General features: G+C 60.3%; 22 protein-coding genes. 9 read left to right on the forward strand and 13 right to left on the reverse strand.

Features of this window, described 5'->3' with window-relative positions; genetic code table 11:
- The first annotated feature begins 200 nt into the window (after window positions 1–200).
- From IE127_RS06065 to IE127_RS06090, 6 genes are all read left to right on the forward strand, one after another.
- Complete coding sequence (locus IE127_RS06065; protein ID WP_189424299.1) at window positions 201–1,799, forward strand: peptide ABC transporter substrate-binding protein; 1,599 nt, start codon at window positions 201–203, stop codon at window positions 1,797–1,799.
- A 68-nt stretch (window positions 1,800–1,867) separates the two neighbouring features.
- On the forward strand, window positions 1,868–3,622 hold the full coding sequence (locus IE127_RS06070) for an ABC transporter ATP-binding protein (protein ID WP_189424300.1): 1,755 nt from the start codon (window positions 1,868–1,870) through the stop codon (window positions 3,620–3,622).
- Between the two features lie 10 nt (window positions 3,623–3,632).
- Window positions 3,633–4,562, forward strand: a complete 930-nt coding sequence (locus IE127_RS06075; protein WP_189424302.1) for an ABC transporter permease — start codon at window positions 3,633–3,635, stop codon at window positions 4,560–4,562.
- The gene (locus IE127_RS06080; protein WP_189424303.1) at window positions 4,559–5,446 is read left to right on the forward strand and encodes an ABC transporter permease; all 888 of its coding nucleotides are present in this window, start codon (window positions 4,559–4,561) and stop codon (window positions 5,444–5,446) included. Before IE127_RS06075 ends, IE127_RS06080 begins: the two co-directional genes overlap by 4 nt.
- Window positions 5,447–5,449: 3 nt before the next feature.
- Window positions 5,450–6,652, forward strand: coding sequence for an aminotransferase class V-fold PLP-dependent enzyme (locus IE127_RS06085; RefSeq protein ID WP_189424304.1), 1,203 nt, complete (start codon window positions 5,450–5,452; stop codon window positions 6,650–6,652).
- 40 nt (window positions 6,653–6,692) lie between these two features.
- On the forward strand, window positions 6,693–7,418 hold the full coding sequence (locus IE127_RS06090) for a FadR/GntR family transcriptional regulator (RefSeq protein ID WP_189424305.1): 726 nt from the start codon (window positions 6,693–6,695) through the stop codon (window positions 7,416–7,418).
- A gap of 51 nt (window positions 7,419–7,469) precedes the next feature.
- Here IE127_RS06090 and IE127_RS06095 read toward each other — a convergent pair whose 3' ends face one another.
- Complete coding sequence (locus tag IE127_RS06095) at window positions 7,470–8,696, reverse strand: PRC-barrel domain-containing protein (RefSeq protein ID WP_189424306.1); 1,227 nt, start codon at window positions 8,694–8,696, stop codon at window positions 7,470–7,472.
- 248 nt (window positions 8,697–8,944) lie between these two features.
- On the opposite strand from IE127_RS06095, the gene IE127_RS06100 reads away from it, so the two are divergent.
- Window positions 8,945–10,090, forward strand: a complete 1,146-nt coding sequence (locus tag IE127_RS06100) for an alpha-hydroxy acid oxidase (RefSeq protein ID WP_189424307.1) — start codon at window positions 8,945–8,947, stop codon at window positions 10,088–10,090.
- An 11-nt stretch (window positions 10,091–10,101) separates the two neighbouring features.
- Here the strand turns inward: IE127_RS06100 and IE127_RS06105 are convergent, their stop codons facing one another.
- Window positions 10,102–10,833, reverse strand: a complete 732-nt coding sequence (locus tag IE127_RS06105; protein ID WP_189424308.1) for an SDR family oxidoreductase — start codon at window positions 10,831–10,833, stop codon at window positions 10,102–10,104.
- Window positions 10,834–11,001: 168 nt separating this feature from the next.
- Here IE127_RS06105 and IE127_RS06110 point away from each other — a divergent pair, with 168 nt between their 5' ends.
- Both IE127_RS06110 and IE127_RS06115 read left to right on the forward strand, forming a co-directional pair.
- Window positions 11,002–11,727, forward strand: coding sequence for an IclR family transcriptional regulator (locus IE127_RS06110; RefSeq protein WP_280516638.1), 726 nt, complete (start codon window positions 11,002–11,004; stop codon window positions 11,725–11,727).
- A 13-nt stretch (window positions 11,728–11,740) separates the two neighbouring features.
- Complete coding sequence (locus tag IE127_RS06115) at window positions 11,741–12,568, forward strand: amidohydrolase family protein (protein WP_189424309.1); 828 nt, start codon at window positions 11,741–11,743, stop codon at window positions 12,566–12,568.
- A 9-nt stretch (window positions 12,569–12,577) separates the two neighbouring features.
- Here the strand turns inward: IE127_RS06115 and IE127_RS06120 are convergent, their stop codons facing one another.
- The 11 genes from IE127_RS06120 to IE127_RS06170 all read right to left on the reverse strand — a co-directional run bounded on the left by IE127_RS06120 (window position 12,578) and on the right by IE127_RS06170 (window position 24,966).
- Window positions 12,578–13,420 (reverse strand): NAD-dependent epimerase/dehydratase family protein, encoded by an 843-nt coding sequence (locus tag IE127_RS06120; RefSeq protein WP_189424310.1) that lies wholly within the window; start codon window positions 13,418–13,420, stop codon window positions 12,578–12,580.
- 81 nt (window positions 13,421–13,501) lie between these two features.
- Entirely contained in the window at window positions 13,502–14,509 is a 1,008-nt protein-coding gene (locus tag IE127_RS06125) for an ABC transporter ATP-binding protein (protein ID WP_189424312.1), read from the reverse strand.
- Complete coding sequence (locus IE127_RS06130) at window positions 14,506–15,546, reverse strand: ABC transporter ATP-binding protein (protein ID WP_189424314.1); 1,041 nt, start codon at window positions 15,544–15,546, stop codon at window positions 14,506–14,508. The genes IE127_RS06125 and IE127_RS06130 overlap by 4 nt, the downstream gene beginning before the upstream one ends.
- 4 nt (window positions 15,547–15,550) lie before the next feature.
- The gene (locus tag IE127_RS06135; protein ID WP_189424316.1) at window positions 15,551–16,459 is read right to left on the reverse strand and encodes an ABC transporter permease; all 909 of its coding nucleotides are present in this window, start codon (window positions 16,457–16,459) and stop codon (window positions 15,551–15,553) included.
- A gap of 10 nt (window positions 16,460–16,469) precedes the next feature.
- A complete protein-coding gene (locus tag IE127_RS06140; RefSeq protein ID WP_189424318.1) occupies window positions 16,470–17,468 on the reverse strand; it encodes an ABC transporter permease in 999 nt (332 codons plus the stop codon).
- A 75-nt stretch (window positions 17,469–17,543) separates the two neighbouring features.
- Window positions 17,544–19,325 carry an ABC transporter substrate-binding protein gene (locus tag IE127_RS06145; RefSeq protein WP_189424320.1) on the reverse strand — a complete coding sequence of 594 codons (1,782 nt, stop codon included), beginning with the start codon at window positions 19,323–19,325 and terminating at the stop codon, window positions 17,544–17,546.
- 345 nt (window positions 19,326–19,670) lie between these two features.
- Window positions 19,671–20,615 (reverse strand): aldose epimerase family protein, encoded by a 945-nt coding sequence (locus tag IE127_RS06150; protein WP_189424322.1) that lies wholly within the window; start codon window positions 20,613–20,615, stop codon window positions 19,671–19,673.
- 74 nt (window positions 20,616–20,689) lie between these two features.
- Entirely contained in the window at window positions 20,690–21,847 is a 1,158-nt protein-coding gene (locus tag IE127_RS06155; RefSeq protein ID WP_189424324.1) for a mandelate racemase/muconate lactonizing enzyme family protein, read from the reverse strand.
- 10 nt (window positions 21,848–21,857) lie between these two features.
- Window positions 21,858–23,069 carry a D-mannonate dehydratase ManD gene (gene manD / locus IE127_RS06160; RefSeq protein WP_189424326.1) on the reverse strand — a complete coding sequence of 404 codons (1,212 nt, stop codon included), beginning with the start codon at window positions 23,067–23,069 and terminating at the stop codon, window positions 21,858–21,860.
- A gap of 17 nt (window positions 23,070–23,086) precedes the next feature.
- Window positions 23,087–24,163 (reverse strand): mannonate dehydratase, encoded by a 1,077-nt coding sequence (locus IE127_RS06165; RefSeq protein WP_189424328.1) that lies wholly within the window; start codon window positions 24,161–24,163, stop codon window positions 23,087–23,089.
- 89 nt (window positions 24,164–24,252) lie between these two features.
- Window positions 24,253–24,966: a GntR family transcriptional regulator gene (locus tag IE127_RS06170; RefSeq protein ID WP_189424330.1), complete on the reverse strand. Its 714-nt coding sequence runs from the start codon at window positions 24,964–24,966 to the stop codon at window positions 24,253–24,255.
- Between the last annotated feature and the right edge of the window lie 238 nt (window positions 24,967–25,204).

Consider the following 25,204-nt stretch of genomic DNA (forward strand, 5'->3'; position numbering starts at 1 on the left):
GCCAGAAAGCGCTCATTGGTTGTGCAGTTTAGGTGCTGCGCGCTTGTCATGCTCCTTCAAATTTGTCAGACATATGTCATTGGGCCTTCCGAGGGGATCGATGGCCTGATCCGGCCCTTAGGAGAGCCGGCAAGAACAAGGGCCATTCACCGCGTGGGGATTGCGGGCGGGCGGCCGTATGCTTCGCAAGGAGGGAGCACATGAATTACATCCAGAAATTGTCTGGCGTCCTGGTGCTGGGTACCGCTCTGACGGTGCCCGCGATGGCGCAGACGGTCATTGCGCCAAGCGGTTCGACCGCAGGCACCTACATGGACTACATGAAGACCGTCTATGACCGAGGCACTGGCTCGGAACTGCTTCAGATACCGCTGGCAACGTTCGACAAGGAATTCGAACTGACTCCGATGGCGGCGGAAAGCTGGGAGCAGTCTGAAGACGGATTGACCTGGACGTTCCACCTTCGCGACGGATTGGTCTGGTCCGATGGCGAACCGTTGACGGCTGAAGACTATGTCTTCGCACTCGAACGCGCAGCGACCACGGGCTATGACTTTGCCTGGTATTGGGACTTCGCGGGCGGTATCGATGGCTGGCAGGAAGTCACCGAAGGCGAGGCTGATGCATCTGCGCTCGGGCTCAACGCTGTCGATGATCATACGATCGAGGTAACCACCACCGCGCCGAAGCCCTACTTCCCCGCCGTCACCAGCCTCTGGTACCCAGTTCCGAAGCACATGGTCGACGAATACGGCGACGACTGGGCGCTTAATGTCGACACCATCGTGTCGTCAGGACCCTTCGAGATCGAGAGCTGGGAAAAATCCAACAACTCTGTCGTCTTCACCAAGTCCGACACCTATACCGGGCCGTGGGAGCCGCAAGTCGAGCGTCTGGAACTGGATCCAACTCTCGCCGCCCCTGAAGTCGGCTTCCCTGCCTTTCTTGCCGGCGACGCCGATTTCTCGTTTCTCAACACCGGACAGGTTCCTGTCGCTCAGGCACAGTTCCCGGACGGCATCCGCGAGAACGCGGTCTTTGCGACATCATACATCTCGTACGATCTCGACAGTGAACCATTCAACGATCCGGATGTTCGCCGGGCGTTCTACTATGCTGTCGACCGCGACGAGTTGACCTCGACTGTTCTCAAGGACATTGCCATTCCCGCCGGATCGATCCTGCCGCCGGGCTATCCTGGATACAACCAGGATATTGCGGCACAAGCCATCTTTGATCCTGAACAGGCTCGGCAGTATCTGGCCGATGCCGGCTACCCGGACGGTGAAGGCTTCCCGGACATCGAGATCTGGTACCGCGATGAAGGCGGTTATAACGGTGCGATCATTCCAGCGATGGCGCAGTACCTCCAGGCTGAGTTCGAAGAAGTTCTCGGCATCACCATGAACATCCGTTCGCTCCCGGGACCCGAATGGATGGACGGGCTTCGCAACAAGACCAACAATATCTTCATCGCCCCCTACGAGTACGACTATCTCGATCCCTCGAACTTTTACGGCATCTTCTATGATGGCGGCCGTCACGGTTACTTCGTCTCAGACTATGATGAGCTGGTGGCTCAGGCCGATTCCGAGTCTGATTGGGATACCCGCCTCGAGCTTTACGCCGAAGCCGAGCAGATCATGATCGACGAGGGCCTGATTGTGCCTCTTGTCCATCCGATCACGCTGGCAGTGCTCTCGGGTGAGCTCAGTGGCGAGGCGACGGAACCGAACGAACTCGGCTTCACGCCGCTCGATCGGTTAGCGCACTACTTTTACACGCACGTGACCAAGTAATAACGCGTTCGGTGGGTGCCTCGGGCAATTACCGAGGCACCCAGACCTCACTCTATCGGGACCGAACAATGTCGCTTGTCGAAATCGAAGATCTGCGCGTGAGTTTCCGCCAGTATGGCGGCGCTGTAGATGCCGTACGCGGCATCGGCTTTACCCTCGAGCAGGGCGAAAGCCTTGGCATCGTGGGCGAGTCAGGCTCTGGAAAGTCGGTGAGTTGCAGCGCTCTTATGCGGCTGCTTCCTGCAACAGCTGAAGTATCGGCGGCCAGACTGCGCCTCGATGGGGTGGATGTCACGAAAGCGGATCGCGAGGACCTGGTGCGCCTGCGCGGACGCTCCGCCGCGATGATCTTCCAGGACCCGATGACGGCATTTGACCCGGTCTTCACCATTGGGCACCAGATTTGCGAGACGATCATCGCGCATCGCGGCACCAGCAAAAAGCAGGCGCTGGATGAGGCCCGCCAACTGCTCGAACGCGTCGAAATCAAGAATGCCGGCGACGTTCTGGGATATTACCCGCACCAGCTTTCCGGCGGCATGCTGCAGCGCGCCATGATTGCCATGGCTCTTTCCTGCAGGCCAAAGCTGCTGATTGCCGACGAGCCTACCACCGCGCTCGACGTGACGATCCAGGCGCAAATTCTGCAACTGATCAAGGACATTCAAGCCGAGTTCGGCATGGCGCTGATCATGATCACTCATGATCTCGGCGTCATCGCAGAAACCGTCGACCGCGTCCTTGTGATGTACCAGGGCGAGGTGATGGAACAGGGCCCAGTTTCCCAGATCTTTGACGCGCCACAGCACGACTACACAAAGCAGTTGCTTGCGAGCCTGCACGCCGGTTTCGAGGCTTCGCGCGGTGAAGAGCGAGATGTTCCCGCGCTTGAGCTGCGCGGCCTTGCGAAAACCTACCGCATTCGGAGACGGTCCGGCCTTTTCCATAAGTATGCGGACTTTCAGGCCGTGCAGGAAACCAACATTGTCCTGCCGCGCAATCGCATTGTCGGCATTGTCGGCGAATCCGGCTCCGGGAAAACCACCACGGGGCTCATGGCCATGCGGCTTACCGAGCCGACGAGTGGCCAGATCCTCTTGGAAGGCACCGACATATCAGGCCTGTCAGCAGAAGCTTTGCGGCCGTTTCGCCGGCGCATGCAGATTGTCTTTCAGGACAGCTACTCCGCGCTCGACCCGATGATGACGCTGGTCCAGATCATAGCCGAGCCTTTGCATATCCACGAGATCGGCACAGCGCGCGAGCAGAGCGAACTGGCGCTCGACTGGCTCGACAGGGTGGGGCTCGACCGCAGCTTTGCCTCGCGTTACCCGCACGAACTTTCGGGTGGCCAGCGCCAGCGCGTTGCAATAGCGCGGTCGCTAATTCTGGGCCCGAGCGTACTCGTTGCAGATGAGCCGACTTCGGCGCTCGATGTTACGGTCAAGGCGCAGATCATCAGGCTGCTGAAGCGTCTTCAGGCTGAAATGGGGTTGTCGATCCTGTTTATCAGCCACGACCTGTCGACCGTCAAATCGCTCACCGATACGGTGGTGGTGATGTATCAGGGGCGCGTCGTCGAGGAAGCGCCGACAGAGCGCATATTTGCCGCCCCGCAACACCCCTATACCAAGGCCCTGCTGGACGCCATTCCGGTCACCAATCCGCGGGACAGGCGTCTGCGCAGCTTCCTGTCGGCCGAGCAGATTGCCGCGGCGACACCGCGCTACACCACCAAGGACACCGGCACCGGGCCACACGCCGACCCGACGCTTGTCGGCATCGCGCCGAACCATCGCGTCGAAGCCGTCGTGACAGCCTGAGGAGAAACGGATGCTGCTCTACATCTTTCGCCGATTGCTGTCTGTCGCCGTCACGTTCTTCATCGTCTCGGTGATCATCTTTTTGATGATGCACTCCGTCCCCGGTGGGCCATTCGATGCCAACGAAATCCCGGTCTCCGAAGCGGTACGCCAGCAACTGATGGCGCAGCTCGGACTCGACCAGCCGCTTTACGTTCAGTACTTCAAATACATGTGGGGGGTACTGCACTTCGATTTCGGCGTGCCTTACCAGAGCCCCGGCGAAACCGTGCTGCAGTTGCTCTCGCGTGCATGGGTGCCGAGCCTTATTCTCGGCGGCGCCGGCGTTGCGCTGGGCGCGCCGCTGGGGATACTGCTGGGAATCGCTGCCGCGCTCAATCGCAATACCTGGATCGACTACCTTGCCTCTGCCTTCTCGACGATTGGGCTGACCGTACCGGTCTTCGTCATTTCGATGGTCTTGATCCTGGTGTTTGCGGTCTGGCTCGACTGGCTCCCGGCGAGCGGTTGGCCGACGCCTGACCGATGGATCCTGCCGATCATCGCCTATGCCGCAATTCCCGTCGCCACCTATGCGCGCTATACGCGCTCGGCGATGCTCGACACCCTCAGTCGTCCCTTCGTGACTGTTCTGCGGGCGAAGGGCTTGTCTGAGCGGCGCATCGTCTTCCAGCACGTCCTGCGCAATTCCGCGATCCCGCTCGTTACCGTCTTTCTGCCGATGTTCATCGGCACTGCGACAGGTTCGATCTTCGTTGAAGCAATGTTCCGGATTCCGGGACTAGGCGCCTACTTCGTCTCGTCGATCGAGCTGCGCGACTACCCGCTCGAGATGGCGCTGATGCTGATGATCACCTTCATGTACTGCATCGCGTACCTGCTCTCGGATATTGTCTACGCGCTGATCAATCCGCGCATTCGTGTTGGAGGATCGGAATGAGCGATACCGCAGGATCGATCGCACCCATTGTGCGCCAACGCAGCCCGCTATGGTTCGCTTGGCGCCGATTTCTTTCCAACAAGGCAGCTTTGGCCGGCGGCATCATTCTCGGCATATTGATCCTGATGGCGCTGTTTGCTCCGCTGATCACCCCGGTGCCACCCACGGCTCAGATGTTCCTGACGGAATCGCTAGCCTTCCCCTCTGCCGAGCACTGGTTCGGGGTCGACGGCCTCGGGCGCGATTTTTACACCCGCATCGTTTATGGCGCGCGTGTTTCCCTGACCATCGGCTTCATCGCCGCCGCGTTCAGCGTCCTGATCGGCATCCCGCTCGGGGCGCTCGCAGGATATTTCGGTGGACGGATCGACTGGTTCATCATGCGCGTCATCGAGCTGTTCTCGGTGGTGCCGCCCCTTCTTGCCGCGATGCTGCTCGGCGCTCTGACCCGAGGCGGCTATTTCACAATCGTCCTCATTGCCGCGCTGTTCGGCTGGGTGCAGGTATGCCTGCTGGTCCGGGCTCAGGTGAAGTCGTTCCGGGAAAAGGAATTCGTGCGCGCGGCGCAGGCGCTTGGCGCTTCGCCCTGGTACATCATCCGCCGGCATCTCATTCCTAATTCTGTCAGCCCGATCATTGTCGGCTTCGTTCTCGCGATCCCGCTGGCGATGATGCTCGAGGCCAGCCTGAGCTTTCTTGGTGTCGGTGTGCCGCCGCCCACACCGACCTGGGGCCAGATGATCAGTGAAGGCATCAACTATATGTTCTACTACTGGCATCTCGCCCTGTTCCCCACCCTTGCCCTCGCCATCACCGTTCTGTCGACCTCGCTGTTCGGCGACGGCTTGCGCGATGCGCTAGACCCCACCTTGAAAGGCCGCTGATCCGTGTCCGACAATCTCGCCAGTCAGTTTCTCCTGAGGGAAGACGTGACCTTTCTGAACCACGGCTCGTTCGGCGCCTGTCCGCGCCCGGTCTTCGAAACCTATCAGGCGTTCCAACTTGAGCTTGAGCGCGAGCCCGTGGACTTCCTCGGCCGCAGGCTGACCGACACCATGCGCGAACCGCGCCACGTTCTGGCCGCCGAAGTCGGTTCTGGCCCGGAGGACTTGGTCGGCGTCATCAACGCCACCACCGGGCTCAACATCGTTGCGCACTCGCTGCCGCTTCAGGCGGGCGATGAGATTCTCACCACCGACCATGAGTATTCCGCTCTCGAAAAGACCTGGGCGCAAGTGTGCCGGCGCACTGGGGCCGAGGTAAAAGTGGTCAAAGTTCCTCTGCCGCTCGAGGAGGAAAGCCAGTTCGTAGATACCATCCTCGCGGGCATGACCGAGCGCACCCGCGTACTTTTTCTAAGCCACATCACCTCGCCTACCGCCCTGCTCTTTCCGCTCGAGGCGGTCATTGCCGAAGCGCGGCGCAGGAACATCTGGACTGTCATCGACGGCGCGCACACGCCCGGTCATATCGATCTCGATCTCGACGCGCTCGGTGCTGATTTTTATGCAGGCAACTGCCATAAATGGATGATGGCGCCGAAGGGGTCTGCATTCCTTCATGCTCGCCCGGAGGTTCAGGGGCTGCTCACCCCGCTGGTGATCAGCCACGGCTGGACCGAACAATCAAAGCAGCCCGGCGCCAAAGGCGCTTTCGGCAATTCGCCGTTTATCGACGAGATCGAGGTGCAAGGCACCCGTGACCCTGCGGCCTGGCTGACCATACCGTCTGCCCTCGCCTTTCGGCGGGAGAATGACTGGCGGAGCGTAGCACGGCGCTGCTCGGAACTGGCTGAGGAAACGCTCGAGCGGGTGGTGGAACGCACCGGGCTTGCCCCTCTCGGCAGCTCGGCGTTCCGAGCGCCGCAAATGGTGGCAATTCCAATCCCGCCATGCGATGCGCCAGCAATTCACAAGACACTGTTTGAAAAACACCGGATCGAAATCCCGGTGTTCAAATGGCAGGACAGACATATCGCGCGCCTGTCGGTTCAGGGCTATAATGTCAGAGGCCAAATGGACAGCCTGATCGCTGCTCTTGATGAACTCGTCGGGCTGTCTGATCAGGCAGCCAGCGCAGCGACAGCATAGGAAGCAGCGCCACGCGCCGGACATAACGGAAATCGGTGCAGTGAACGACACCAAGGTATTGAAATACCTGACGCCTCTTGAGAACCGCTCACGCAATGTGGAGGTTCAGGAAGCGCTTGCGAACATGATCGAACAGGCTGGCCTCACCATTGGGGACCGCCTTCCGCCGGAGCTGTCACTCGCCCGTTCTCTAGGCGTTGGCCGGTCGACGATTCGCGAAGCTCTCAACCGCTGGGAGGGTTTGGGCATCATAAAGCGCCGCCGGGGAGACGGTACGTACTTGACGGCGCGGGTGCAGGCTTCGCGTGGTCTGGTCTCCACAATCGTCAGGCTCGAGGGCGAGGCGCTGCTGCGTCTGCTGGAGATCCGGCGGACGCTGGAAGTAGACGTGGTGCGCAAGGCGACGAAAAACGCCACTGACGCGCAACGTCTCGAGATCCAGCATCTATGCACCCAGCTACTGCAGGTCGTCGAGGATGGTGGAGAATGGCGCGCTGCCGATCATGCCTTTCACGGCGCCATCTATGACGCTACTGGCAATCCAATGTACGGGCATCTTTTGGTCAATCTCGACCAAGCGATCGAGCGCGGGGGCCCTTCTCCGTTTGGTGCCGACGATTTCGGGCTGAGTTCGTTCCCCTTGCACCGTGTGCTGGCTGACCGCATCGCCGTCGACGATGCGGACGGCGCAGTAGCGGCGATGCATGAACTTCTGGACACCGTCGAAGACGAAATCCGCGCGCTTATCGCCCTGACGCCGACCTAAAAAAAGCCCCGGCTTTCGCCGGGGCCAGATTAGCTGGAGAAGAGTGGGCTTTTAGCGCGTGCCCATCTCGACCTCGTCTTCGGTGGTCAGTTCCTGAGCCATCGACGGATCATAGTTGGCAAGATCCGAAATGTCCTGATCGGTCATCGAAACCAGCACGAGACGATCATCCATGACGATGATGTTGTCGACTGGCAGGACCACGCCGCCCTGGCCATCGCCGATACGGCTATCCGGGCCGAGAACCACATAGTCGGTGTCGCCTGCGCTGACCATGCGCTCGACGGTGCCAAGCATTGTGTCCTCAGCGTTGTAGAGATCCTGCCCGATCACGTCGCTCACGACGTAGACAGTCATCTCACCGGTATCCATGTTCGGGTCACCGGCCTGCAGAAGCTGCACGACGGTCTGCTGCCCCTCGGCGGCATCGCTATCGTCGCTCATGCTCTCATAGCGAATCTCTGGTTCGCCGGTCTGGTTGAACTGAACTTGTGGCTCGCCTTCAGTCTCGACCTCGATATTGGGTTCGGCAGATTCGTACTGCACCTGCGGCTGTCCGGTCTCGACCTGAATCTGCGGCTCACCTTCGTCCTGCTGCTGAACGACCTGAGCATTCTCCTGCTCGATCTGAATGTCGCCGCCTTCATCGACAGACTCGGTGGCATCGACCTGGATCTGGGGCTCAGCCTGCTCGACACTGACTGTCGGCTCGGACTGCTGGACCTCGATTTCAGGATCAGGCGTAGATACGGCTACATCCGGATCTGGCATGCGCACGATGATTTCCGGCTGCGGCTGATCAATCGTGATCACCGGCTGCGGAATCTGTACGCGCACGGTCGGCTGCTGCTGACGAACGATGACCTGCGGACGGCCCTGGTCGACGCGTACCTGTGCCTCCGGCTGCGTCACCGACACTTCCGGCGCGCTCTGCTGAACGGTCACTTCCGGATCCGGCTGGGTTACAAGTACGCGTGCAGCGGCTTCTGCGTCAGCACCTTCAAGTTCTTCGCCGCTCTGGCTCCGGTCGAGTGCCATGGCGGCTTCTTCGTAGACAAGAGCGCACTGCTCAGCGTCTCCGGCCACAACAATCTGGTCCGCCTCAGTGACCCAGTCAGACCGCAAATCGTTGGCATTGTCTGCCGCAAATTGCTCAAGAGCTTCGCATTCCTGACCCTCGGGGGCCTGCATCATCTGATCTTGCGCTAGCGCCGGCACGGTAACAGCAGATGTGCCAAGCAACGACGCGATCAACATTGTAGAGATCTGCGTTTTCATTTCGCCTCCAGATAGATTTTATGAAAAATTTTGAGGTACAAGACAGATTTAATACTATTGATCTGGCCTTGCGACTGACCTCACAACGGGGCAAAATTGTGTTAGTTTCTGGACTTAACTGAGATCAACTTGCGACCGAACAAGGAACAGTCACGACGGCCGTTTGGGCCTTGCGCCCTGCCCTCGGGAGCCCTACGAGCTAGCCGCGGACGCCCTGTTGAAAGGGGAAGTAATAGCGGAGGAGAACCGTGCGCCTTTCCGATTGCCACAATTTTCGAGACTTCCGGCGCATGGCGAAGCAGCGGCTACCGGGGCCGATCTTCAACTACATCGACGGTGCTGCAGACGACGAAACCACCTATCGCCGCAACACTGAAGCGTTCGAGCGTGTGGACCTGGTACCGAACATCCTGCGCGGCGTGACCGACATCGACATGTCGGTGACCATCATGGGCCAGAAGCTGGCTATGCCCGTCTATTGCTCGCCCACAGCGCTGCAGCGCCTGTTCCACCATGAGGGAGAGCGCGCGGTGGCAGCCGCTGCCGCCAAGTTCGGCACCATGTTCGGTGTGTCCTCGCTTGGCACAGTCAGTCTCGAAGAAGCACGCGCCATCTCTTCAGGGCCTCAGGTCTACCAGTTCTATTTTCACAAGGACCGCGGCCTTAACCGTGAAATGATGAGCCGCGCCAAGCAGGCAGGTATCGAAGCGATGATGCTGACGGTCGACTCGATCACCGGCGGCAACCGCGAGCGCGACAAGCGCACCGGCTTCTCGATACCCTTCCGTCTCAATGCCAAGGGAATCGCGCAGTTCGCGATGCGGCCGATGTGGGCGCTCGACTATTTCACGCATGAATCCTTCAAGCTGCCGCAGCTCGACAGCCACGTCGACATGGGCAAAGGCACCATGTCGATCTCGAAGTACTTCACCGAAATGCTCGACCCAACCTTGTCGTGGGCGGATGTCGAGGAGATGGTTGCCGATTGGGGCGGGCAGTTCTGCCTCAAGGGCGTGATGTCAGCCGATGACGCGCGCAAGGCCGCCGATATCGGGTGCACGGCCATCGTCTTGTCCAATCATGGCGGCAGGCAACTCGACGGCTCACGCACCGGCTTTGAGCAACTCGCCGAAATCGTCGACGCGGTCGGCGACCGGGTCGATGTCATCATGGATGGCGGCGTGCAGCGTGGAACGCATGTGCTGAAGGCGCTTTCGCTCGGCGCCAAAGCAGTGGGCCTCGGACGATACTACCTGTTTCCACTCGCCGCAGCCGGACAAAAGGGTGTCGAACGGGCTTTGGGGAATATGCGCACCGAACTCGAGCGGGACATGCGGCTGATGGGCGTCAGCAACGTTTCGCAACTATCACGCGACAATCTGCGCTTTCGCTGACGCCTGAACTATCAGGTGGTCCAGCCGCCATCGATCACGTGGATCTGGCCCGTCGTATAGGTTGCCCCCGCCAGGTAGACCGCAAGATCGGCAACTTCCTCGGGTGTCCCGATGCGCCCGATCGGCTGGCGCGCGATGAACGCTGCCCGAGCTTTCTCATAGTCCCCTGTCGCTTTCAGCCGATCCTGCAGCGACGGGCTGTCGACGGTTCCGGGGCAGATCGCGTTGCACCGGATATTGTGGGCAACGAAATCAGACGCGACTGATTTGGTAAGCCCGACGACACCGGCTTTCGAGGCGGAATAGGCGAAGCGGTTCGGAACCCCGGTTACCGATGAGGCAACGGACGCCATATTGATGATGGCTCCGTCCTGCCGCTCCAGCATACCGGGCAGCACCGCCTTTATGGTGCGCACTTGCGCCTTGAGGTTGAGATTGAGTGCGAACTCCAGCTCCTCATCGCTGCACTCGAGGATCGTTCCGTTGTGCACAACGCCAGCGCAGTTGAACAGAATGTCCACCCGCCCGAGGTCAGCGACAAGCTGTGCCACTGCATCCGCCGACAACACGTCGAGAGCACGCGTTTCGATCCCGTTCTGGCCCTCCAGCTCGTTGAGCTTGTTGACGTTGATATCGGTGGCGATCACCTTTGCACCGGCGGCAGCGAACGCCAAAGCGGAGGCTTGGCCGATCCCCTGTGCCGCCGCGGTAATCAGGCAGACCTTGCCGTCAAGCTTCGTCATTCTCTTCATCCTCCATCAGTTGGCCCGCCGAAGGGCTCGCGGCCCGCTTGCCTGCTCATATTTAAAAGTTCTATTCTTCTGTAAGCACAGCAGGAGGTCCGGTCAATTAAGCCCTCGCAAACAGGAGCGCAGATAATCGACACCGCTGACCGCTATCGCGCGCCTGCGCTGGACAAGGGGCTCGACATACTCGAGCTGCTGTCGTCGACAGACGATGCTCTCAGTCAGGCTGAAATCGCCAAGGCGCTGGAGCGGACGCCGAACGAGATTTATCGCATGCTCGACCGGCTTGTGCGGCGCCATTACGTGCGCCGCACCGAGCAGGACCGCTATATGCTCAGCCTGAAAATGTTCGAGTTGGCGCATCGTCGCCCGCCCCTGTCGCGCCTGGTCAGCGCGGCGATGCCGGCAATGCGCGGATTTGCCACGATGGCGCAGCAGTCCTGCCACCTGGTGATGCGCGACCGGAACATGCTCGTCGTCGTCGCGCAGGTCGATGGTCCCGGCTATTGGAGCGTATCCCTGCGTGTTGGCGCCCGCCTTGCAGTGGTCGGCACCGGTTCGGGTCATGTCTTTCTCGCCTATGCCTCAGAAGATGAGCGTCAGCAAATGCTGGCCGAAGACAACGCCCAGCCACTGAGCGAAGAGTTAGAGGCGCGGCTGCAGCGGGTTCGAACCAGTGGCTTCGAGGAAATGCCGAGCCAGCAAGTACGCGGCGTCACCAATCTCTCGGTCCCGATCTATGGCCCGCTCGGGTCGGTCATTGCCGTCATCACCTGCCCTTTCACCGAGCGGCTCGACCGCGACGACGCGGCGTCGCCATCTGCCGCGCTCAAGCTTCTGGTGGACGTCGGCAGAGATCTTTCGCAGCGCTCCGGCAGCGGCGATTCATGAGGAGGAGCCATTCATGCGCATCATCGATACCCACCTGCACCTCGTTTATCAGGACCATTTCAATTATCCATGGCTCGATGGGGCGCCGGCGATCAACAGAAACTGGTCGGTCGAGAACTATCTGGAGGAGGCGCGACCGCTCGGAATCGAGGCAGCGCTCCACATGGAAGTCGATGTGGCAGAGACCGACATAGTTGCCGAGTCCCGCTTCATGACGACAGTTCATCCCGCCGTTATCGGCGCGATCGCAGGGTGCCGACCGGAGAGCCCGGGCTTTGCTGAACAGCTCGAAGCATTGGCCGCGATCAAAGGCGTGCGCGGAGTGCGCCGCGTCCTGCACCAGGCACCCGACGAGCTGTCGCAATCGCAGCAGTTTCGGGACAATATCCGGCGCCTTGCTCGGCACGACCTCAACTTCGACCTGTGCGTGAGGGCCGACCAGTTGCCGCTGGCGACTGCCATAGTCGACCATGCGCCCGATGTTCAGTTCGTGCTCGACCACTGTGGCAACCCGGATATCGCCAATAACGGCTTCGATGCCTGGGCCGCCGGACTCGATGAAATCGCGGGGCGCGCCAATGTTACGGCAAAGGTCTCGGGTATCGTCGTCAACGCGCAAAGCGATTGGAACACTGAAACGCTCAGGCCGTACGTCGAATACCTCATCGAACGGTTCGGGTGGGACCGGATCGTCTGGGGATCCGATCATCCTGTGTGTACCCTCAACGCCAACCTCACCCGCTGGGTCGAGGCCACGCGTACCATCGTCTCAGGCGCAAGTATCGACGAACAGGCCAAACTGTTTCATCGCAACGCCGAGCGTGTCTATCGCCTCGCCTGATAAGACGGGCTACGGCCGGCCCTCTGGTACGTGGCCGTGGCTCCAGCCCAGCATGCGCTCAGCTTTGGAGGAGTCAAAAAAGCTCTGATAGCCCGTCCAGTCGTCGCGCAAGGAAACACCGGGCAGATACTCCGCAGCCAGCTCGCGGCTCGGAGTGTCCGACCATGTTTCTGGCGAAACGACGTAAAAGGCTTCATGCCCTTCGAAATTGGCCTCAAGGCTCAGCAGGCACGCATCGGCCGCCGCATCGCGCCGCGTATATGCCCACAGATGCTTCAAAGGCTCCGCATATGAAGTGTAGTAGGAGATCGCCTGCTCGCGATTGTCGCAGACGAGGTGAAACCGCATGCTGGCAATCTTCATATCCGGATAGCGGCGTACGAAGGCATCGGCCTGCTGCTCGCATATCCATTTCGATAGGCTATATGGATCTTCGCTGTAGTTCGGATGCTGCTCATCGATCGGCAGATAGTCGTATCGCGGCTGACGGCTGAAAGCATGGCCAATTGCATTGACGCTCGACGCCTGACAGACCCGCAGAATGCCGTTCTCGGCTGCCGCCTGCAGGACATTGTAGCTGCCGACGACATTGTTGTTGTGCACCACGTGATCCGGCAACCGCCCCGGTGAGGGGATGGCCGCCATGTGGATGACCGCATCACATCCAGCGAACGCGTTCTTCAACGCCTCGAAGTCATCGGTCTCGGCGAGAACGAAGCGCCGCCTGTCAGTCTCTGCTGCATCGGGATGCTCCACACGGTCTATGCCCACCACAGTATGCCCGCGTGTTTCGGCTTCCTTGACGAGGGCGCGGCCTATGCCGCCGCTCGCTCCGGTAATCGCGATCTTCATGAAATCATCCCTGATGGTCTGAGCGGCCCCGAGCGCCGCTATGATGGGTTGTCGGAGCCGGCACCCGGTCGGCTCCACTATTCATACCGGCAGCAGGTCGGATAGCCGCTCATCTCCAACTTCGGCCTGCTTGTCGTGAAGGTAGCAAGCTGCAGCTTGATGCCTGTCCAACTGGTAGAGCGGAGGCCGAACCTTGCAGATATCCATGGCCTTGGGGCAACGCGACATGAACGGACACGCTCCCGGATCGCTGCCTCCAGCCTCCCGCGCGATGATAGGATGCTCACCCCATTGCTGGTCAAGGTTCGGCCATGGGATCGAGTCGACCAGCAATTGCGTATAGGGATGCTGAGGCGTTTTGATCACCCGGTCGACATCACCCGCTTCCATCACCCCGCCGCGATAGAGCACGACGATCGACCGCGCGATATGAAACGCCGTTGTCAGATCGTGCGTGATGTAGATGATCGAAACCCCATAATCGCGCTGTAGCTTGCGCAGCGTTTCGAGAATGTTCGCCCGCAATGAAGCATCGACCATCGACACCGGCTCATCGGCGATCAGCAGCCGTGGCCGAAGTAGCAGCGCACGAGCAACGTTGATGCGCTGGCGCTGGCCACCGGACAATTGGTGCGGAAACCGCCCAAGAACATCCTCCGGACGCAGGCCGACGGCAGTCAGCGCCTCGTGAATCCGGTCCTGTGTCTCCGCCTTCGATTTCGACAGCTTGAACTGCCTGATCGGCACGGTGAGCAGGTGATCGACCTTATAGAACGGATTGAACACCGCAAACGGGTCCTGGAACACCGCCTGCACCTCGCGACGATAGGCCAGGCGATCTTCGCCGGTCAGCGACTTGATGTTCTTGCCCTTGTAGAGAATTTCGCCAACAGTCGGGTCGATGAAACCGAGCAGCAGCATGGCAAGTGTAGTCTTGCCGCTGCCGCTCTCCCCCGCGACCGTCAGGATTGTCGGCTCGTCTTCGTTGAGCGTAAGCGACATCTGGCGCAAGGCGACCGTCGGCTGGGCGTTGATCAGGCCCTTGGTGTAGACCTTCGAGACATTGCGCAGTTCGAGCAGGCTGCTCATGAGACGGTCTCCGCATCGTAAAGGTGGCAGGCGACGCGGCGATTGTTCGCGAGCGTCAGAAGGTCAGGCGACACCGCAGTGCACGTCTCCATGGCATTCGGGCAACGCGGGTGAAACGCGCAGCCGCTCGGCAGCCGAAGCAGTGAGGGCGCGAGCCCCGGAATGCCCTTGAACACTCCCTTGTTGTCGAGGTTCGGAAGGCTCGATATCAGCGCCTGCGCGTAGGGATGCTTTGGATCGGTGAACATCTCGCGAACCGATGAGATTTCGACGAGTCGCCCGGCATACATGACCGCCACGGCATCGACGAATTGCGCCATCAGCCCCATGTCGTGACCGATCAGGATCACAGCGGCATTGATCTCGTCCTGTACCCTGTCGATCGTTTCCATGACCTGGCGCTGGGTCACCACGTCGAGCGCACTTGTGGGTTCATCGGCGATGATCACGCTGGGGCGCAAAAGGATGCCGATGGCGATGCAGACGCGCTGCTTCATCCCGCCCGAGAGCTCATGCGCATACATGCGAAACACGCCCGGATCGAGATCGACGGAGCGCAAGGCGTGGTAGCACCGCTCCTGAACGGCCGAACGCGGCTCGTCCGGCAGATGCGCCTTGACCGCATCGACCATCTGGCTGCCGATCCGCATCACCGGATTGAGCGAGTTCATCGCACCTTGCGGAATATAGGCGATCTTGTTGAGGCGCGCATGCCGCATGCCCTGCTCGTCAAGCCCGATCAGATCGGTACCGCCGATAACGACGCGCCCGCCCTCGATGCGCCCCGGCGGCTTGATCATCCGCATCATGGCGAGAGCAAGAGTGCTCTTGCCGGACCCGGATTCGCCCACCATTCCGAGCTTCTGTCCAGCTCTGAGCGTGAAACTTACCTGGTCGAGCGCACGGGCGCGGCCAAGATCAGTGTAATAGGTGACCTCGAGGTTCTCGACACTGAGGACCGGGCTTGGCTCGAGCGCTGCGACCGTACTTTGCGGAACGGCGTTCGCCTGTGACCTGCTGGTTGCAAGGGTTACCATCGCCCTACTCCGTTCTTCTCACGCGTGGATTGGCCAGTTCATCGAGACCCATGTTGACGAGCGCCAGCGCTCCAAGGATCAGGATCATCGCGAAGGCCGGCTCGAGCGGCCACCACCACCAGCCATTGAAGAATGCGCCCTGGCTTTGCGCCGACCAGATGATGTTGCCGAGCAGAGGCTCGCGCAGCGGGCCGAGCCCGAGTACCGCCAGATAAAGCGATGCGAACACCGCCATGAACACCTGCGCGACGAACGCCGCAGCAATGAACGGCAACAGATTGGGCAGGATCTCTTTCATGATGATGCCCATGTCGCTGACGCCGGAAAGTTTGGCGACGGCGACGAACTGGCGCTCCTTCATCGTCAAGACCTGCGAGCGGATGACGAGCGTCGGCCCCATCCAGGCGAGCATGGCGACGATCATCGCCATGGTGACGATGGTGACGTCGCGTTTGTCGAGTGAGCCGGCGACGACCACCTGGATCAGCAGCACCGGAACCGGGGTCAGGATCTGACAGATGGTGCGGATCGCCGAATCCACCCATCCACCGAAATAGGCGGATGTGAACCCGAGAATGATGCCGACAAGGGTACCAATCCCTCCTGCCAGAAGCCCGATAAAGGCGGTCTGCCAGGTTCCCAGAACCATTGCAGCCAGGAGGTCGCGACCGAAGAAATCGGTCCCGAACGGGTATTTGAGGCTCGGCGGCTGCTTGAATGCCGCCGACAGCGGATAGGCCTTCTTGGGGTCGATGGTGATCAGTCCGATCACCGTGAACAGCGTCAGGGCGAGCAGAATCGCGAGCCCGAAGGCAAGTCCCTTGTTACGGCGCAGATAACGCAGGACGAGAACGGGAGCCGTCGGCTGCTTGATCTCTTGCGCCATCGGCGTCTGGATGGATGCGAGTGTCATGACGCGCTCCCTAGTTGGTGCGAATTCGAGGATCGAGCACGGGATAGATGAATTCCAGCAGCAGCATCAGCAGTGCGATGGCGATGGTGATGAACAGCACGATGCCGTAGATCACCGGAAAGTCGTTTGCCCTGATGGCCAGGTTGAGCGCGGTGCCGATCCCCGGCAGGCCGAAGAGTTGCTCGACGACGACGGCTGACGTGACCACCGTTCCGATCGCCAATGCCAGGCCTGTGACCTGTGGCAGCAAGGCATTGCGGACATAGTAGTCTCGAAAGATCCGGCCCGGGCTGAGTCCCTTGTGTTCAGCGAAGTTCACATAATCTTCACCCTGAATGGTGATGCCCATGCCGCGCATCGACAGCACCCAGGTGCCGACAGATCCAAGGATCAGGGAGAGCGCCGGAAGGATCTGGTGAACCATCAGGTCAGCGAAGAACGCCCATGACCAATTGGGGACCAGACCGACGGAGTAGGCGCCACCAAGCGGCAGCAGCTTCATCCGGAACCCGACGAAGAAGAGCAAAAGGATGCCCATGATGATCGGAGGGACGCCAGTGAGCAGAATGAACGGTGTCGCGATCGAACGCAGCCAGGCCGGCGCTTTGGGCCATGCAGCCACGGCGCCCAGCAGCGTGCCGATGACGAAGCTCAGGACGGTCGTCACCAGCAGCAGACCGATGGTCCAGGGGACCGATTGCATGATGACTTCCGTCACCGTCATCGGATAGCGGCTGAGCGAATAGCCGAAATCCATGCGCAGGATATTGCCGAGATACTGCCAGTATTGCTCCCAGATCGGCTTATCGAGGCCGAATTGCTGCTGCATCGAGGCGATGAGCTTTTCGATGTCACCGGGAGAAAACCCGCCGGTTCGCGCCAGCTCGCCGAAGCGCTCGCGGATGGCATTGCGCGGCGAGAGCCGCGGCACAAAAAAAACGATGGTCGATGCAGCCCATACGACGAGTGCGAAAAACGCCAATCGCTGCACGATGATCTTGGTATTCAATGGACTATCCCCGGTGGCTCGGTCTGACGACGCCGGATGCGCACCAAGGCGCGCATCCGATGTTTCAGAAGAAGGCTAGTTGCCGGAGGGCTCGAGACCCGTGATCACCAGCATGCCGGTATGTGCCCAGAAGGCGCCGTTTGTCCCCATTCCGACGTTCTCGGCACTTGGCCAGTTCGTCCAGTAGTGGTGGTTATAGGGGATGCGGTGCAGCCACTGGATCACCGGCACGTCGATAACGTCGCGCCAATAGACACCGAGGGCCTCTGCAGCGCCCGAGATGAACTCGGGATCACTCGAGTCGAGCGGCTCGATCTGGTCGAGAAGCGCGTCGTACTCTTCGTTGCTGTAGCGGGCGAAGTGGTTGTTGATCGCCGGCACGCCAGCCTCCGCAGCATACTTGCTGTGGAACAGGTTGAGCGCCTCGAACGGGTCGTAAAGGCTGGCACCGTGGCCGAACAGGTAGAGCCCTGCCTTGCCGTCCACCATGTTCTGGTAGGCATCGGTGCCAAAGTTCACGTTCGAGTCGAACCCGGCCTGCCGGAGCATCTCGGCGAGCACTGGTGCGAGGTCACCATGGATATTCTCGAAGGCCTGGATCGTGGCGTCGAGCGTCTGCCCGTCCTTTTCCCAAAGCCCATCGCCGCCGCGGGTAAAGCCCGCTTCCTCCATCAGCTCGGCGCTCCGTTCCGGATTGTATTCACCCGGATTGTATTCCTCCTCGAGCGCCTTCACTTCGGGTGAATTGGCGAACTCCTCAAGGTTCGGGTAGAGCGGGAACGGATAGATGGTTGCGATCTCGGCGCCCTCATAGAGCACTTCGTTGATCAGGTCGCGATTGACGGCGAGGCTGATCGCCTTGCGGACGCGTGCATCGTCGAAAGGCTCGATCTTCAGGTTCATCCACAGCGAGTTCGGCCACCAGTCCAGATACCCATAGGGGGATTCCGTGCCCGTCCATGACTGGATGTCCGGGTTCTGGTCGAGAATGTTGCCGATGATCTGCGCGCGCATATCGACCGAGGAGTCGAACTCGTTGTTGACGAGACGCTGGGCAACCGTGTCGATCGGCTGGTTGAGGATGTTGACGACAACCACGCGTTCGACAGCAGGCTCATCCATGCGCCCGGCCTCGACCGCCCACCAGTCATCGCGGAGATCAAAGATCTTCTGGTTGGCGTTCCAGGCAACGATATCATAGGGACCGGAATGCGGAATCTCGTCTCGGCCCGGTGCCTGCGTCGGATCCTCCTGTTCCGACATCCAGGACTCCGGAACAATCACGATACCGGTGTCGAACTTTGCCGTCAGCACCTCGAACTTGAAGCGCGGAGACGGCTGGGTGAAGGTCACCTCGACCGTCAGATCGTCCGGCGCGCTGATGGTGTCGACGAGGTTCGAGAACTGCGTGTGGTAGGGAAGCGTTTCGTAAGTCTGCTGTCCCTCGAATGTGTAGACCACATCAGCGGAAGTCACCTGCGTGCCGTCACTCCACGTTGCGTTCGGGTTCAGCTTGATCTCGAGCGCAGTGAAATCGTCGTTCGTATACTCGACGCTATCGGCCAGCCACGGAATGTAGTCATTCTCGTAGATGCCGAAATACATCAGCGGTTCCCACATCAGGTTGTTGCCTTCCTGGTGGGTGTAGCCGGGCAGTGTCCACGGGTTGGTGGTGCCGATCGATGACGAGGCGGACACGCCCCAGGCAAGGATCAGGCTTTCATTGCGCGGAACTTCCGGCAAAGGCGATTCCGGCACGATTTCTGAGGGCGCCGGCCCCTCCTGAGCGCCTGCGCCAAATGGCACAAGCGCCAGCCCTACCACGACGGCAGAGACAATCTTCCTCAAGTCTTTCATCGACAATGGTCCTCCCTTGTTACATGCGAACCGGCACGTGCCGCATCACCGTGATGCACACATCCGTCTCGCCCCTCCTCTTCCGGCTTTCGCCGGTTTCAACCCAGCTTCAGGGCACGAACTCCACCTCCGTGCGGCCGCAGCCAGATCGAGAATTTTCACACCATCCCCGTAACCCCGGATGCCGTGAAAGTTCAGCACTCACTCCTCCAAGCAATTGCGCCGAACTAATCTGCATGCCGAGCAATATTACCTTACTGTGCTCGGTACTGTAGAAATTACATTTTCGCTTATAGGTAACATAAGTCAATAAAAACTGCGCATTAGACGGCAGTTTAGCGATCACTATTCTCCTTTATTCTCGGCGAACGCCGTCATGACGTGACGAAGTCTCACCGGCGCTTCCCCATCAAGGACAAGCGCCGTCGCGACACCCCGCCGGTTGATCGGATTTGGTCTCGCCGAAAGGCGGGTGTTCAGGTCGAATGCCGACGCAATTGGTTCGACGCCAATGCCGCGGAACTCGCCGTTCCATGGCGCTCCGTCGATGCCCCTGTCGGTGCACCACAGCTGAACCGAGGGCAATAACTCGCGGTCCCAGTCGAGCTCGACTCCCATACCTTCATCGAGAAACAGCGCCCGCACCGGGCCTTTCATGCCGCAAAGCTGGACGCTGAAATTCGGGACGCCGACCGGCACATTGCTCATGTCGATCGGTCCGCCGGCGGCGGGTACTGACGCCAACGAGGAAAACTCCTGCGCATCCTCGTTGCTGCATTGGCGGGGGTGAACAAGACCGAATGCGAATTCTGCCTCGAGACTGAGCCGGCCGCGCCCCTCGGGCAGCTGAAGGATCGGATGCAGCCCAGCCGATATGGCGCCCGCTTTGCGCGGATAGATCGTGAGCGTGCTCTCGAGTATCGGAGCGCCAGCGGTGCCGGAGACTGTCCGCTCCAGTCGCCGAACGATCGAATCCTCCGGGTAATCGAGGCCAAGCGTTATGCTGTCCTCGGTGTGGGAGATGACCTCCCAGTCCTCGTCACCTGCCGGGCCGTGTATGGGGCGTTCCGGAGCATCCGTCATCAACGCCGCCCACGCCTCTGGTCCGAATGGCGTCTCTGAACCGGCACCGAATGGCACGCATACGAAGTCGCCGCCGAGTTCGCGCAAATGCCCGATGATCTCGGGATCATCGATCGTTCCCATCCACGGTGCGCGCGCGTAGGGCCTGAAAGTCCGTTCCCCGACGTAAAACGCACAATCAGCAAGCACAGCGGCAGTGCTCAGCACTGTCGCTACACCATGGCTCCAGGCTAGGCGATACGCGCTTGGAGGTGCTGCCACCGATTGCTGTTGGGCTTGCCTCACCAATTGGTCACCGATCCGTCCGTTCGGCGCAGATGCGGCGCCTCCCAAAACCTGAAGCTTTCTGAGGTCAGACGGTCTTCATCGACTTCGATGCCAAGCCCCGGCCCGTCTGGCACACGGAAAACGGTACCGTCGAGCTTGGGCTGCACTGGGAACAGCGCGTCGTCGCCATTCCCGCCATAAAGATCCACCTGGTTTGCACGCACTTCGAGCCAGGCAAAGTTCGATACGGCTGCCGAGAAGTGGATCGTTGCTGCCGTGCAGATCGGCCCCAAAGGGTTATGCGGCATCATGTCGACATAGTGCGCCTCGCTCCAGCCAGCGACTTTCATCGCCTCGGAAAAGCCGCCGACATTGCACAGATCGAGCCGGTTGAACTGATGGATATCGCGTTCGATGTAAGGCAGGAACTGCCATTTCGAGGCGAACTCCTCGCCGATCGCAAAGGGCACGTCGGTCATCCGGCGAAGCGCCTCGTAGGCTTCCGGAGCTTCGTCACGAATGGGCTCTTCGAGAAAATCGAGCGTGCCCGAGGGCATCTTCTGGCAAAAGCTCGCCGCCTCTGCCACCGAAAGGCGGTGGTGATAATCAATGCCGAGCACAACGTCTTCACCAAGCTGCTCACGCGCCTTGGTCAGCCACTTGGCCGTATCGCCAATTGATTGCCTCGGCTCGAAGATGTTGTTTTCGCCGCTCCACGCCGCAGGAAAAAAGCGGATCGCACTCCAGCCGCGTTCGACAAGCGCCGCAGCCGCGTCGAGCGTATCCTGCCCCGTCAGGCTCGTGGTGGAAGCAAAGGTCGGTATGACCTCGCGATGCTTGCCACCGAGCAGATCATAGACCGGCACACCCAGCGCCTTCGCCTTGATATCATGCAGCGCGATATCGATCGCCGACTGCGCCGCAAGCAGCACCCGGCCGCCCTCGAAATACTGGCTGCGATACAACTCCTGCCAGATCGCGCCGATCCGGCGTGGGTCCTGTCCGACCAGAAATTCGCGGAAATGTTCAATCGCACCGGCAACAGCCTTTTCCCGACCGGACAGCCCGCTTTCGCCCCAACCATAGATGCCTTCGTCGGTCTCGATCTTGACGATCAACTGGTTGCGGTGCCCGATCCACACTGGAAACGGCTTGATGGCGGAAATCTTCACGGCGCGCCCCCTACCAGCTCGTCAGTGTGCCGTCTTCGAGACGGGCTACGGGCAGATATGCCGGTGAATAGGGATGCTTGGCCGCAACGTCCTCGTCGATATCGACGCCATGCCCTGGGGCTTCGCCTGCCTCGAGGAACCCCGCCTCGTAGCTCCAGGCGCGTGGGAACATCTCGAGCGTCTCTTCGGTGTATCCGGAGAATTCCTGGATGCCGAAATTGTTGATCGCCGTGTCGACATGGATGTTGCACCCCATCGCGACGGGCGACACATCCATCGGCCCGTGACAGGCCGAACGCACATGGTAGATCGCGGCGAAATCGAACATTTTCTTGAGGCCGGTAACGCCGCCTGCATGAACCGAGGTGACCCGCAAATAGTCGATCAACTGCTCTGAAATGAGCGTCGTCGCATCGTAGACGGAGTTGAAGATTTCACCGACCGCGATCGGCTGCGTCGTATGCTGGCGGAATAGCCGAAAGCCTTCCTGCAGCTCCGCCGGTATCGCATCCTCGAGCCAGAACAGCCGATAGGGCTCGAGATCTCGTCCGAGCCGCGCAGCCTCGATTGGCGTTAGGCGATGGTGCACGTCGTGCAGCAGATGCAGATCCCAGCCGACCGTATCCCTGAGCTTTTCAAACAATTTCGGGACCAGCGGCAGGTATTTGTGCGTCGCCCAGACTTCCTCGTTGGGCAATGGGCGGATCATCCCACCGGCAGCTTGGTCGGTAGAGTCGCCGGTACCGTAGATCGGCGGCAGGCCGGGTATCGCGACCTGCGCGCGCACCGCGCGCAGCCCCTGCTCCTGCATCGCCGCGACCCCCTCGACGACTTCCGCAATATCGCTACCGCCGACATGCTTGTAGACCATCACCCGATCACGCGATTTCCCGCCGAGCAACTGGTAGAGTGGCAGGCCTGCCGCCTTGGCTTTGATATCCCACAACGCCATGTCGATGCCGGAAATCGCCGCCATGGTGATCGGCCCGCGGCGCCAGTACGCGCCGCGATAGAGATAGTGCCAGATATCCTCGCTCTGAAACGGATCGCGCCCGATCAGGCACGGCACCACATGCTCTTCGAGATAGGCCACCACCGCCTTCTCGCGTCCGTTCACGGTGGCATCGCCAATGCCATAGAGGCCCTGGTCAGTGTAGACCTTGACAGTCACGAAGTTGCGCCCCGGTGAGGCGACGATGATCTTGATATCTGTGATCTTCATTGAAACGCTTGTCATGTTCACGAGGTCGGTTCGGCGCCGCTGGCCCGCAGCAGCCCGGTGTGTTCGGCCATCCGCACCAGCCCTTGCATGTAGCCGATGGCGTGCGAGCGGCCGCGATGGTTCCAGTCGCTGTCTCCGTCCATTTTCGGCACGTGGTCGTCGAGCAGAAACCCGTCAAATCCGGTGCTTGCGAGCAGCGCAATGACTTCCGCCGGGTCGAAATTGCCGTCGCCGATGAAGCACTCGGTGAAGTCTGGCACAGTGCCTTTCACATCGCGAAAATGGATGTAGGCGATGGCGCCGAGCGGGCCGAAATGCTCGATCATCTCGCGCACATTCGCCTTGCCACCGGGCATTTCCGAGCAACACCCAAGGCAAAGGTCTAGCGCCCAGGCCTTTGACCGCCCCGCCATTTCATAGGCCTTGCGGAAATTCTCGGGCTTGTAGAACAGCCGCGCCACCCCGCCCAGCATCGGCACCGGCGGATCGTCCGGGTGTAGTGCAAGGCGCAGCCCCTCCTCCTCCGCAACCGGCAGGACCGCTTCTATGAAGTAGCGATAGTTCGCCCACATCTGATCTTCACTGACATGCGGCCCGTCCTTGCCGAACAGCGGCATGGAACTGGCATGTCCAAGCGTTGTCGGCATGAAAGCGCGCAAGACGTCGAGATCATCGGCATTGGCCTCGACCTCTGCCATCTCGAACCGGCGCGCCGTCGCACCGCCGCGCGTTTCGGCATCGCGGCTGGTGGTCCAGACAGAGTTCGGCATGAAGTGGTAGCCAAGAACCGGCACCCCGGCGCGCGCCACCGCGCGGATCGTCGCCCGGTAGTTCTCGATCTGCTCGTCGCGCCCCTGAAGGCCGAGCATCGCCTTGTGGTAGAAATGGGTCGGCACGTTCTCGATGGCTTCGAAGCGCAATCCGGCCGCCTCGACCGTCTCGACGAGAGACCGGATGTCGGCCTCTTCCCAGCGCGCTTCGCCCGGAAGATTTGGGTTGTTCATCTGAATACCGGTGGCGCCGATTTGCGCAGCAAAGCGCAGGCGCTCTTCCGTCAGGTCACGAAACTGCCCGACGGCTATTCGGATAGCCATGCGGCAGCCTTCCAGTATTGCGCCGCGGCTATCGGCGGCTGCTCCCATAATCCCCTGTTCGCCACGACTACTCCCCTCCCCTTGGCGTCTCAGCTAGCGCGACGCCGCGCACCGTCTCTGTTTGCCATTCCCATCTGCTCGATGATGTGGTGTCCCGACCCCTGCACGTGCCGCGCAACGATCGCTGCGGCCTCCTCCGCATCCTGATTTCTGATCGCCTCGATCAATTGGCGATGTTCGGACAAGACGGCCTGCCGACGGCTCAACGAGGTCGGGTAACGCCGGCTGATCGCACGCAAAATCTCGCGGTGCTTCCACCAAAGTTCAGCCGCGTGCCGGTTGTAGTGACGATCATAGATGAGCTGGTGAAACGCGGTATCGAGCCGCGCGTGCTGGCGTGCATCTGCGAAGTCGAGTTCCTCGATCCGCTCCTGCATCGCTTCCAGCGCTTCGATATCGACATGGGTCGCAACGCCAACAAACCAGCGTGTCAACGCGGGCTCGAGCAAGACCTCGATCTCGATGATGTCGCGCACGAAGTCCTCATCGATCGGACGGACGCGCGCCCCGCGGTTCGCTTCCATCACAACGAACCCCTCGCCCCGCAGCTGTTGCAGCGCCTCGCGCACCGGGTTCGTCGAGGTGCCATAAAACTTGGAAAGGTCGGCAACCTTCAGCCTGGCGTTCGGCTCAAGCGCGCCAGACACGATGTCTTCGCGCAACAGTTCGTATACGGAGGGCGGCTGCTCCTGCTCGTTTCCGGTGGTGTCCATGCCTGCTGTAATCGGTGATTCAGTCGTCATGTCCCATGCGGTACGACATCCGGAGGGAGAAAGAAAGCGTTCTGTACGTCGATATTTCAAAAATAATGTACAATTTGGGTTGCGCTATGTGCCGAGACGCGCATAGCCCCGCGCCTCTTAACCCATTTTCCTGCGTCACCCGCGTCACCATCGACATCTGCGCCAAAAATTACGAAAATACTATTGCAAAAATATGCAATCGTTGTTAGCTAGCAATCACTGAAGCAGTGAAGACAGA

The organism is Devosia pacifica (assembly GCF_014652635.1).
GTDB lineage: Bacteria > Pseudomonadota > Alphaproteobacteria > Rhizobiales > Devosiaceae > Devosia > Devosia pacifica.

Excerpts from the sequence above, each read along its gene's own strand:
- IE127_RS06065 (WP_189424299.1), top strand. The coding sequence starts at position 201 with ATGAATTACATCCAGAAATTGTCTGGCGTCCTGGTGCTGGGTACCGCT.
- IE127_RS06070 (WP_189424300.1), top strand. The coding sequence starts at position 1,868 with ATGTCGCTTGTCGAAATCGAAGATCTGCGCGTGAGTTTCCGCCAGTAT.
- IE127_RS06075 (WP_189424302.1), top strand. The coding sequence starts at position 3,633 with ATGCTGCTCTACATCTTTCGCCGATTGCTGTCTGTCGCCGTCACGTTC.
- IE127_RS06080 (WP_189424303.1), top strand. The coding sequence starts at position 4,559 with ATGAGCGATACCGCAGGATCGATCGCACCCATTGTGCGCCAACGCAGC.
- IE127_RS06095 (WP_189424306.1), bottom strand. The coding sequence starts at position 8,696 with ATGAAAACGCAGATCTCTACAATGTTGATCGCGTCGTTGCTTGGCACA.
- IE127_RS06105 (WP_189424308.1), bottom strand. The coding sequence starts at position 10,833 with ATGACGAAGCTTGACGGCAAGGTCTGCCTGATTACCGCGGCGGCACAG.
- IE127_RS06115 (WP_189424309.1), top strand. The coding sequence starts at position 11,741 with ATGCGCATCATCGATACCCACCTGCACCTCGTTTATCAGGACCATTTC.
- IE127_RS06120 (WP_189424310.1), bottom strand. The coding sequence starts at position 13,420 with ATGAAGATCGCGATTACCGGAGCGAGCGGCGGCATAGGCCGCGCCCTC.
- IE127_RS06125 (WP_189424312.1), bottom strand. The coding sequence starts at position 14,509 with ATGAGCAGCCTGCTCGAACTGCGCAATGTCTCGAAGGTCTACACCAAG.
- IE127_RS06130 (WP_189424314.1), bottom strand. The coding sequence starts at position 15,546 with ATGGTAACCCTTGCAACCAGCAGGTCACAGGCGAACGCCGTTCCGCAA.
- IE127_RS06135 (WP_189424316.1), bottom strand. The coding sequence starts at position 16,459 with ATGACACTCGCATCCATCCAGACGCCGATGGCGCAAGAGATCAAGCAG.
- IE127_RS06145 (WP_189424320.1), bottom strand. The coding sequence starts at position 19,325 with ATGAAAGACTTGAGGAAGATTGTCTCTGCCGTCGTGGTAGGGCTGGCG.
- manD (WP_189424326.1), bottom strand. The coding sequence starts at position 23,069 with ATGAAGATCACAGATATCAAGATCATCGTCGCCTCACCGGGGCGCAAC.
- IE127_RS06165 (WP_189424328.1), bottom strand. The coding sequence starts at position 24,163 with ATGGCTATCCGAATAGCCGTCGGGCAGTTTCGTGACCTGACGGAAGAG.
- IE127_RS06170 (WP_189424330.1), bottom strand. The coding sequence starts at position 24,966 with ATGACGACTGAATCACCGATTACAGCAGGCATGGACACCACCGGAAAC.